The sequence below is a fragment of the Nevskia sp. genome (genome assembly GCF_023266035.1).
Lineage (GTDB): Bacteria > Pseudomonadota > Gammaproteobacteria > Nevskiales > Nevskiaceae > Nevskia.
Genome location: NZ_JAHFRY010000001.1, coordinates 3485 through 13192 on the forward strand (window position 1 = coordinate 3485; position 9708 = coordinate 13192).

General features: G+C 63.7%; 11 protein-coding genes. All 11 read right to left on the reverse strand.

Annotated features, from left to right (window positions below; all coding sequences use genetic code 11):
* A partial coding sequence (locus Q0D45_RS00030; protein ID WP_293387011.1) for a Rieske 2Fe-2S domain-containing protein occupies nucleotides 1–256 on the reverse strand: 256 nt, incomplete at its 3' end.
* Nucleotides 257–321: 65 nt separating this feature from the next.
* Nucleotides 322–1794: an NAD-dependent succinate-semialdehyde dehydrogenase gene (locus Q0D45_RS00035; RefSeq protein WP_293387013.1), complete on the reverse strand. Its 1473-nt coding sequence runs from the start codon at nucleotides 1792–1794 to the stop codon at nucleotides 322–324.
* Nucleotides 1791–2855 carry a tartrate dehydrogenase gene (locus Q0D45_RS00040; protein ID WP_293387015.1) on the reverse strand — a complete coding sequence of 355 codons (1065 nt, stop codon included), beginning with the start codon at nucleotides 2853–2855 and terminating at the stop codon, nucleotides 1791–1793. Before Q0D45_RS00040 ends, Q0D45_RS00035 begins: the two co-directional genes overlap by 4 nt.
* A 3-nt stretch (nucleotides 2856–2858) precedes the next feature.
* Nucleotides 2859–3866, reverse strand: coding sequence for a ketopantoate reductase family protein (locus tag Q0D45_RS00045; protein WP_293387017.1), 1008 nt, complete (start codon nucleotides 3864–3866; stop codon nucleotides 2859–2861).
* A 32-nt stretch (nucleotides 3867–3898) separates the two neighbouring features.
* Nucleotides 3899–4861 carry a dihydrodipicolinate synthase family protein gene (locus Q0D45_RS00050; protein ID WP_293387019.1) on the reverse strand — a complete coding sequence of 321 codons (963 nt, stop codon included), beginning with the start codon at nucleotides 4859–4861 and terminating at the stop codon, nucleotides 3899–3901.
* Between the two features lie 21 nt (nucleotides 4862–4882).
* A complete protein-coding gene (locus tag Q0D45_RS00055) occupies nucleotides 4883–5383 on the reverse strand; it encodes an aromatic-ring-hydroxylating dioxygenase subunit beta (RefSeq protein ID WP_293387021.1) in 501 nt (166 codons plus the stop codon).
* Entirely contained in the window at nucleotides 5380–6651 is a 1272-nt protein-coding gene (locus Q0D45_RS00060) for an aromatic ring-hydroxylating dioxygenase subunit alpha (RefSeq protein ID WP_293387023.1), read from the reverse strand. Before Q0D45_RS00060 ends, Q0D45_RS00055 begins: the two co-directional genes overlap by 4 nt.
* Nucleotides 6652–6663: 12 nt before the next feature.
* On the reverse strand, nucleotides 6664–7653 hold the full coding sequence (locus Q0D45_RS00065) for a PdxA family protein (protein WP_293387025.1): 990 nt from the start codon (nucleotides 7651–7653) through the stop codon (nucleotides 6664–6666).
* Nucleotides 7654–7672: 19 nt separating this feature from the next.
* Complete coding sequence (locus Q0D45_RS00070; RefSeq protein ID WP_293387027.1) at nucleotides 7673–8164, reverse strand: aromatic-ring-hydroxylating dioxygenase subunit beta; 492 nt, start codon at nucleotides 8162–8164, stop codon at nucleotides 7673–7675.
* A 1-nt stretch (nucleotide 8165) separates the two neighbouring features.
* Nucleotides 8166–9338 carry an aromatic ring-hydroxylating dioxygenase subunit alpha gene (locus Q0D45_RS00075; RefSeq protein ID WP_293387029.1) on the reverse strand — a complete coding sequence of 391 codons (1173 nt, stop codon included), beginning with the start codon at nucleotides 9336–9338 and terminating at the stop codon, nucleotides 8166–8168.
* Nucleotides 9335–9708 (reverse strand): SDR family oxidoreductase (locus Q0D45_RS00080; protein WP_293387031.1); only part of this gene is annotated, 374 nt, incomplete at its 5' end. The genes Q0D45_RS00075 and Q0D45_RS00080, both read right to left, overlap by 4 nt.

The window sequence follows — 9708 nt, forward strand, 5'->3', positions numbered from 1 at the left end:
GGCGATTGCCGCGATGGGTGCAGGTGTTGAGGAAGGCGCGCACCGATCGATCCTTCTGCCGGACCACCAGTACCTCGTCCTCGCCCATGAAGGTGCGGAGGTAGTCACCCGGATTGGCGATCTGCGAATCGTGCGCAAGGAACAGCCAGCAGCGACCGAAGATGCGCTCCAGTTCGAGCTGGTAGATCTGTTCCTCGGAATAGATGCGGCGGCTCTGACGGCCGGTCCTGAAATCAAACAGCGTTGCGGTTTCCATTCTCTAGCTCCTTTAAGACGTTTTATTTCTGATCCGGCGCGAAACGCTCGGCGCCGCGCCCGGGTTCATCTACCGACCTCGGGCAGCAAGCCGCCGAGGCAGACGTACTTGATTTCCACGTATTCATCGAGGCCGTAGCGCGAACCCTCGCGGCCGATGCCGGATTGCTTGACGCCGCCGAACGGCGCCTGCTCTGCCGAAATGATTCCGGTGTTGACGCCTACGATCCCGCACTCAAGGCCCTCGGCCACGCGCCAGACACGTCCCATATCGCGACCGTAGAAATAGGCCGCGAGTCCGAACTCGGTGGCGTTTGCCAGTGCGAGCGCCTCGTCCTCTGTGCGGAAGCGGAATAACGGCGCTACCGGTCCGAAGGTTTCCTCCACGGCCAGGAGCATTTCCGCGGTGGCGTTCGACAGCACGGTTGGCTCGAAGAAATTTCCGCCGAGCGCGTGTGGCTTACCGCCGCAGAGAAGCTGTGCGCCATGCGCGAGGGCGTCGGCGATGTGCGTCTGCACCTTCTCCACGGCCGGCCCGTCGATCATCGGACCGATGTCCACGCTGTCGAATCCATCGCCTGTGCGCAGCTTCGCAACTGCCGCCACCATCTTGGCGCTGAACGCCTCGTACACGCCGTCCTGCACGTAGATGCGATTTGCACACACGCAGGTCTGGCCAGCGTTGCGGAATTTGGAAGCGATGCAGCCGAGCACCGCGGCGTCGAGATCGGCGTCGTCAAAGACGATGAAGGGCGCGTTGCCGCCCAGCTCCAGAGAGAGCTTCTTGACCGTGTCCGCGCTCTGGCGCATCAGCTCGCGGCCGACTTCCGTCGAGCCGGTGAAACTGAGCGCGCGTACGACGGGATTGGAGGTCATCTCGCCGCCGATGTCGCGCGCGCTGCCGGTTACCACGTTGAACACTCCCTCCGGCACACCCGCGCGCAAGGCGAGTTCGGCCAGCGCGAGCGCGGTAAACGGCGTCTGGCTGGCTGGCTTGAACACCATCGTGCAGCCCACGGCAAGCGCCGGCGCCGCCTTGCGTGTGATCATCGCGGCCGGGAAATTCCAGGGCGTGATCGCGGCGCAGACGCCGATGGGCTGACGCAGCACCACGATGCGCTGGCCGGGCTGGTGAGAAGGAATCACGTCGCCGTAGACGCGCTTGGCTTCCTCGGCGAACCATTCGACGTAGGACGCGGCGTAGAGAATCTCGCCGCGCGCTTCGGTCAGGGGCTTGCCCTGCTCGCTGGTGAGGATGGCGGCGAGGTCCTCCTGGTTCGACACGATCAGATCGAACCAGCGGCGCAGAATCAGGGAACGTTCCTTCGCGCTGCGTGCCTTCCAGGCCCCCTGCGCTTTTTCCGCGGCGGCAATTGCGCGCCGTGTTTCCGCAACGCCCATCACCGGCACCGTGCCCACCACCTGAGCGTTGGCCGGGTTGCGGATCGTGAGCGTGCCGCTTGCATCGGCACCGCACCACTGGCCGCCGATCAAGGCCTGCTGACGCAGCAGACCACGGTCCTTCAGTGCAAGACTCACCGTCTCGCCTCCAAACATTCGAGAACGGCGCGGGTCGCTAAATCCGTCGTCGCGCTGCCGCCCACATCCCGCGTGCGGGTCAGTGGGCTACGCAGCGAAGATTCGATGGCCGCCATGATCTGCGCGGCGGCCTGCATCTCGCCCAGATGCTCCAGCATCAGCGAGGCCGACCAGATCGCAGCGACAGGGTTGGCAATCCCCTGCCCTGCGATATCCGGCGCAGAGCCGTGCACCGGCTCGAACATCGAAGGGAACCGTCGTTGCGGGTCAAGATTGGCGGAAGCCGCAATGCCGATGCCGCCGGCCACGGCCGGGCCGAGGTCAGACAGGATGTCGCCGAAGAGATTGCTGCCCACGACCACGCTGAAACGATCCGGGTACTGCACGAATTGCGCGGCGAGGATGTCGACATGGTACTTGTCGGCTTCTACGTCCGGATACTCGGAGGCCATCGCGGTGTAACGCTCGTCCCAGTACGGCATGGCGTGGAGAATGCCGTTGGACTTGGTCGCAAGCGTGACCTTGCGCCTCGCGCGCTTGCGCGCGGTCTCGAAAGCATGTCGCAGGATACGGTCCACGCCGACGCGTGAATGTACCGCCTGCTGCACGACGAACTCGCGCTCGGTGCCCGCGTACTGGCGACCGCCGATATCGGAATACTCACCCTCGGTGTTTTCGCGCACGACCACAAAGTCGATCTCGCCGGGCTTGCGCCCCACCAGCGGGCAAGGCACGCCCTCGAACAGGCGCACCGGCCGCAGGTTCGCGTACAGATCGAACTCGCGGCGGATCGGCAGCAGTAGGCCCCAGAGCGAGACGTGGTCCGGCACGCCGGGATAGCCGACCGCGCCGAGGTAGATCGCATCGAAGTCCCGCAACTGGCGAAGTCCGTCCTCCGGCATCATGCGGCCGGTGGCGGCATAGCGCTCGCAGCTCCAGTCGAAGTGAACGAACTCGCAGCGGAAGCCTAAGTGTCGCGCTGCCGCTTCGATCACGCGGATGCCCGCCGGGACCACCTCGCGGCCGATTCCGTCACCTTCGATCAAGGCGATGCGGTGCACGGGCTAGTCCTTGAGATAATGGTTGAGCACCGCCATCACGCGATGCACTGCGGTGACGGTGGGAATCGACAAGCCCAGTTCGGCGGCCTTGTCGATGAATGGCCGGAAGATCTCCTCGGCCTCGGTCTTGCGCCCGCGCAGCAGGTCGTCGTGCATCGAAGTACGCGAGCGCATATTGTTGGCCTCCATGTAGGTGCCGACACCAATGGAGGACTGCACCGCCTCATCGAACGATAGCGAGTCGATCTCCTTGAGACGCGAGAACGGCGAGAAGAAATTCTGCGGCTGATAGCCCAACGCCTTGTAGACCGAAAGCAGTTCCTTGGTGAGCTGCACATAGTGTTCGGCACCTTCGCGAATCTTGATGCCGTCCACGAAATACAGCGCAGGGATCGCGGGCAGAGTGGAAACCGACCAGCCCGAGGCGCTGGCGATCTGCGTCAGCTTCTCCCAGGTCACCTGCACGATGTTGGTGACGGCTGCGGACTTGAGGCCTGCTCTCGTGAACGCCTCGGTCAGCCTCTGCACGCGGAGCGACTCGGTGCCGTCGAGTTCGCCGAAGTAGGCGGTGGTCGTCGCGGTGACGTGGTTGTCGGCATGCCCTGGTTCGACCAGCGTGCCGCCCTCGATGGTCACCGCGCCGATTACTTTCCAGGGTTCGATCCAGCGACGCAGTTTGTCGGCGCGCAGCGGGTCGTTCTGCAGTGACAGCATCGTGTCCACCCGTGGGCGCAGGCCTGTAGCGCTCTCGAGCGCACGCTCGGTGTCCTTGGTCTTGACCAGCAGAATCAGGTAGTCGAAGTGTCCTTCCGCATCGTCTGCCGAGGTCACCGCGGTGAGGTTCTCGCGGATACTGCATTCGCCGACGCGGCCGGTGATGCGCAGGCCGTTGCGGCGGATTGCATCGACGTGCGCAGGCCGTGCGATCAGTGTCACGTCCACACCCGTGCGAGCTAGGTAGCCGCCGATCACCGAGCCGAGCCCGCCGGCACCGAGAATACAGATTCTCATTCGGGAGCTCTCATCGCCTGTCGCCCCGGCACTTAGACAACGCCCAGTTGCTTGAGCTTGGCGACGACCTGCTCGGCCTTGTCCGGCGTTAGATCGCGTACGGGTGCGAGCACCGGGCCGGTCTTGAGACCGATCGCGCCATACCAGACCTTGAGCGAGGCCAGCGCCGAGGCATAGGTGCCGGTGCGCGCAACCTCCCAGATGAAGATGTCCTCGTAGTATTGGCGCACACCGTTCAGCGCCTCGGACTTGGCACGCGCCTCTTCCCATTTCTGGGCTTTGCACAGCGCCATGTACTCCTGCATCAGGTGACGCTTCTTGCCGTACAGGATGTAGGACAGCTCGCCCCAGATCACCTGTCCGCCCCGGCGCAGGTCGTCGCAGTAGTAAGCCTCCATTGGCTCCATCACGTTGAAGTCAGGCCGCAGCGAGCGGCGCAGCTTGAGCGTCTCGGCACGGTTGAGACTCCCCTGCTTGGCGCCGATCACCGTGTCGATCTCGGCCAGTCGCGCCAACAGATCCAGGCCCATCACCTTGCCGGACACCGGCGTGCGGTACAGGCAGATGGCGAGGTTGGAACGCGCCGCCATGTAGTCGAAGTAGTCGAAGATCTCGTCGTCGGTACGCAGCTGCACGACCGGGTTGATGACCTCGGCGCCGTTGTAGCCCATCTTCTCGACCAGCTCCATCTTCTCCAGCGCCTGGTGCACGCTCGGATCGAGAATGATGGTCCACAGGTCCATCCGCCCCTTCACCGCTTCGGCTACGACCTGGTGATAACGCACCCAATCCGACAGTTTCACATTCCAGCATTCCGAGATGAAGCCGCCGACCACCAGACCACTGAGGCCCATGTCCACATAGGCCTCGATGTTGTCCCGGATGCCGGCCTCGTCGAAACGGCCGTCGGCAGTGGTGGGCGTCAGCGGGCACATGTAGAAATCGCGCACGGTGGCGAGCGCCCACTGCTTTGCTTCTTTCTTGCTGAATTTCATTTAGATGTACTCGATTCGAGATCAGATGGGCGTGACCAGCAAGGTGTCGATACGATGCGTGTCGAACACGACGCTGCGGTTCTTCAGTCGAAGCACGCCGTTCTCGCGCACCATGACGTCCACGTACTTGCCAGCGCTGAACAGGCGGGTCTCACCGTCCATGCGCGTTAGCATCAGGACGTAACTGGTCTGCGAGTGGAGGCCCCGGCCATCCGCGTCGAGCAATACCGGCGCGCCGAGCACGTGGCGGCTGTAGTGCGCCGGATAGATGTTGGCCTTGCGCAGCGCCACCACGCGGTCGATGAGCATGCCGCGGTTGTCGCAGAACACGATCGCGGCGGGCAGACCCAGATCGACGTTCTCGCGCGGGATGATCTGGTACTCGCAATCCTCGGCAAAGAACTCCGGCCACTGCTCAAGCTGGTCGTCGTCGATGCAGTGCGCGTAGGCGGCGTTGAACTCGGCGATCTCGCTCAGCAGCAGTTGGCGCTCCACATTCATGGCCGCTGCGGGAAGACTCATGGCAGCACCTCGGCCGCGCCCTTCATCAACGCGAAGTAACCCGTCCAGAACCCTCGCACCGCATTCTCGTCCAGACCGATCGGCGCGACCTTCGGAACCACATCGGTGCCGCCCATCTCCACGAAGGAACTCCAGCCGTCGGCGCCGGCCGTTCCCTGCTGGCACAACTCCACGGCCTCGCCGTCCTCCATCGAGATGTAGCCCGCAGGGCCGACGAGGTTGATGTTGCGGATGCGATGCCGGGTCATGGCCTCGTCGTCGTCGGCATAGCCGAAGTAAGTCCAGACCAGTTCGGTCTCGGCCACGCCGCGCGTCACGATCTGGCGCGTGGCCAGGGTGTTCTGAATCTGTTGCAAGACCACCGAGGGGAACAAGGACTGGATGAGCAGCGCGATGTTGTCGTCGAACTCGGGGCGGAACGTGAGCACGCTGGGATCGCGCAGCATCTCGGCACCTGCGGAGGCGCCCGACATCTCGCGATTGGCTTCGCGCTGATAATTCTCGTAACCATCCGTCTGGCTCGGCTTGGACACGGTGAAGGCGCTGTGGAAGCCGACCTCGTCCACCTCGCCCGCACTCTCCTGGCTAGGCCGGTAGATGCCAAAGGTGGGATAGAACAGATGCAGCAGGCCGCCGTGGTAGCCGTCGCGGCTATTCTCGGAATACAGCTTCCAGTTGCCACGCATGTTCTGCCGCGCGTAGCCGAGTACGCGGATGGGGCGATTGAACACGCGGCGGATGTAGTAGCACATCGCCTCGCCGAGAAACTGTTCGAGCGGCGGCGCTTTCTCATCGAAGCTCAGGAACAGCATGCCGCAGAGATTCGCCACCCTGAGCTTCCGCAGACCGTGCTGCGCGAGGTCGAAGTCCTGCGCCATGCCACCCACGCCCTTCAGGCCGCGCCGGAACGGAACGCCGCGCAGGTTGCCCTGCGCGTCGTAGGCCCACTGGTGGTACACGCATACGAAGCTTCCGTCGGTGGCGCGCCCGCGTGGTGCGCGGCAGACCAGCGCGCCCTTGTGCGCACAGCGATTGACCCAGGCGTGGAGCGCACCCTCCTGATCGCGCGTCACGACCACCGGCGTATCGCCGACGAAGGTGGACTTGAATGCGCCGGGGCCCTCGAGTTCGGCCTCCAGAGCTACGTAGGACCAGACCGGCCCGCGGAAGATGCGGCGTTGCTCCTCGGCGAAGACATCCGGCTCATGGTAAAGACGGGCGTCCACCGCACGTGGCACGGAGGTCGCGAGCGCATCGTTCGTCCGCATGGTCGTTGCGCCTCAGAGTTCCTTCGGAAAACCGGTTCCGGCGGCGAGACTGCCGGCGGTACGCATCGCGCTGAGCATCATGCGGTGGTCGGCGATACCCTTGCCGACGATGTCGTAGGCGGTCCCATGCGCCACCGACAGGTGCACATAGGGAGGTCCGATGATGACCGCGGAATTGCCGGAAAACCCCCAGGTCTTGATCGCGATATGACCCTGGTCGTGGTACATCGCGAGGACCGCGTCGTAGCGGCCCTCGATGCACTGGCGGAAGATCGCATCGGGACTGACCGGCCCTTCTGCATCAACGCCCATTGCGACCGCGCGACGGACGCCGGGCGCGATGGCGCGCTCTTCCTCCTCGCCCATCGCGTGGGGATTCAGCCCCGCCACGCCGATCCGAGGCGCCTTGATCCCCCAGGCGCGCAGCCGCTCGTCGAGCGTGACGAGAGACTGGGCGACCAGCTCCTCGCTAAGCAGTTCGCAGACCTGCCGAAGCGACATGTGGTCGGTGACATGGGACACGCGCAAGGGGCCGCTGACCAGAAACAGATAGCTTTCGCCGGGCGTGACCTTGACCACCTTGTCCAGAACGCCGGCCATCTTCATTGCGCCGGTGCTGATCGGCCCCATCACCGTGGCCGCGAGCACACCCTCGCGCGCGAGACGGTCAGCTTCATCAAGCCACACCCCGCTGGCACGCCCGCATGCTGCGTTGTCGCGCCCAAGGATAATATCGCTCGCATCGAGGGCCCCCGAATCCACGATCTCGATCACTTCCGGGGAGTCGCTCAGCTCGGCAACCGAAGTGACCACCCGTACCTGGGCTGACAATCCGGCACTGCGCACCGCCTGCTCCATCGCGATACGACTACCGATAAGCACCGGACGCGAGCATTGGTGAACGCCGCCGCTGCACCAGGCCTTGGCCACGACCTCGGGACCGATCCCGCAGGGATCGCCGATAACGGTACCGACCAGCGGCCGGTAAGTGGATTCGCTCATTTCGATTCGGGCCTGGGTTTCAGAACGGGTAGACGATGTACCGCGGCAGCACCGTGGTGTCGTACACGGCCCGCTTGCGCAGGAAACGCAGCTCGCCACGGTCGAGCACCACACTATCCTCATACTGCCCTACGGCCAGCAGGCTGGAACTGCCACCTTCGGGAGTGGTCGCGATGCTGAAGTTGGAGACCACGCTCAGTTTTCCGTGATCAAGAATCGGCGTGCCGATCCTCTGGACGAAATGCCGCATGCGATAAGGCTGGAAGGTGCCGGTCCAGACCTTGCTGATGAATGTCACCCGGTCGGTCAGGCGCGCGCGGCAGTCGTCGTACATCAACGCGATTTCCAGGCCTCGCTCGACGTTTTCGGCGGCGATGCAGAAGTACGAGGCATCCGCGTCCTGCGAAAAGCAGTCCAGCCAGGCCTCCATGTCGCGCCGATCCAAGGCCTCGATATAGCGGCGCTGCAAGTTGTCGAGCAACGCCAGCGATGCTTCGTCGATTCCGAGCATGTCAAGCCACCTCGCTGCGCTGGAAGCCCATTAACTGGCAGTAGTAGTTCCACTTCGGCAGGTTGCCGGACTCGTCGTTCTGCTTGACATCGAACCAGACTTCATCAGTGCGCTTGACCCCTTTCTGGAACTTCGCGTTGCCCGGCGTGAAACTCCCGATATGGATACGGTTGAAGATCGAGGCATCCTCCATGCTGACCATGCCACAGGGCCCCAGCAGGTTGGAGGACTGGCGGATGCGGTGTCGTACCAGTTCCTCGCTGTCGTCGGCATGCGAGAAATAGGCATAGTGGACTTCGGTGCAATCCACGCTGATCGGCGTCGCGAAGCGCACGTTGATGACGTCCATATGCTTGGTGATGACGGTATGCGGAAACAGTTGCGCGATGAGCGAACCACTCTCCGGGTCGGTCGCCTTAAGATCGATCAGGCTCGGGTCCTTGAGGAAGTCGCGATTGACGACGGGCTTGAGTTGCGACTCGAAGGCCAGATGTCCGTTAGGTGTCGGTTTCTGCGAGCCCTGCCCACCCTGCCAGCCAAGCAGACGAAAGCCCACGTGCAGCAGCGGCGCGTGATAGCCATCATTATCCGAATACGCTTTCCAGTTCGAGGCGTAGCGCACCTTCTGGTAACCCAGCAGCTTGAGTCGGCCGTCGCCGCCGAGCGCGCCGGCCAACGTACCGGCCACCGCGCCTAGCCAAGACTCAAGGGCCGGGGTGTCGGCGCTCGCGGTCGCGAAAATCAGGCCACAGAACTCGGCCGTGCGCAGCTCGCGAAGACCATAGTCCTTCTTGTCGAAACCCGGCGAGAACTCTTCGCTACCCGGGCAGATCGCCAGTTCGCCGTTGGTACGGAACATCCAGCGGTGATATGGACACTCAAAAGCCTTGCGGTTGCCACAGCTCGCCATTTCCACCTGGTTGCCGCGATGCGTGCAACTGTTGAAGAAGACGCGAATCTTGCCGTCCTCGCCGTTGGCCACGATCACCGGCATGCGGCCGAGCAGCATGGTCTTGAAATCGCCCGGATTCGCAATCTCCGCCCGATGCGCCAGCGCGTGCCACTGCGCGCCATGGAAGATGGTTTCGATCTCGCGCTCATACAGAGCGGCATCAGTGAAGATGGCCTTGGGTATCTCATTGACCGCCTTGGGCCATTGGATCGGTGCATTCACGGCAGTACCTCCAGAAAGTCTGACAACCGGCGGCCGCGACGGCCGGTGTTGATGATCTCGCCCGTGAGGTGCGAGGCGTCGTCCGAGGCGAGGAAGGCCACGACGGCCGCCTGCTCCTCAGCACTCGAAAATCTGCCCATCAGGTCTTCGCCCTCGATGAGCTTCATGAACTGCCGCTCCCACTCCACTTCCTGCGCCGTGAGCGCGCGCGCCAGCCGTGGCGTCTTGCGCTCGGGCGCGGTAGTGCCGCCGAGCGCCACGCAGTTCACCCGGATCCCTAGATCCACGGCTTCCGCCGCGAGTGACGTGGTCAGTGCTGCGACCGCGCCCTTGCAGGCCGAGTACGGCACCCGGTAGACGCCGTCCACCG

Excerpts from the sequence above, each read along its gene's own strand:
- Q0D45_RS00045 (WP_293387017.1), bottom strand. The coding sequence starts at position 3,866 with ATGAGAATCTGTATTCTCGGTGCCGGCGGGCTCGGCTCGGTGATCGGC.
- Q0D45_RS00050 (WP_293387019.1), bottom strand. The coding sequence starts at position 4,861 with ATGAAATTCAGCAAGAAAGAAGCAAAGCAGTGGGCGCTCGCCACCGTG.
- Q0D45_RS00055 (WP_293387021.1), bottom strand. The coding sequence starts at position 5,383 with ATGAGTCTTCCCGCAGCGGCCATGAATGTGGAGCGCCAACTGCTGCTG.
- Q0D45_RS00060 (WP_293387023.1), bottom strand. The coding sequence starts at position 6,651 with ATGCGGACGAACGATGCGCTCGCGACCTCCGTGCCACGTGCGGTGGAC.
- Q0D45_RS00065 (WP_293387025.1), bottom strand. The coding sequence starts at position 7,653 with ATGAGCGAATCCACTTACCGGCCGCTGGTCGGTACCGTTATCGGCGAT.
- Q0D45_RS00070 (WP_293387027.1), bottom strand. The coding sequence starts at position 8,164 with ATGCTCGGAATCGACGAAGCATCGCTGGCGTTGCTCGACAACTTGCAG.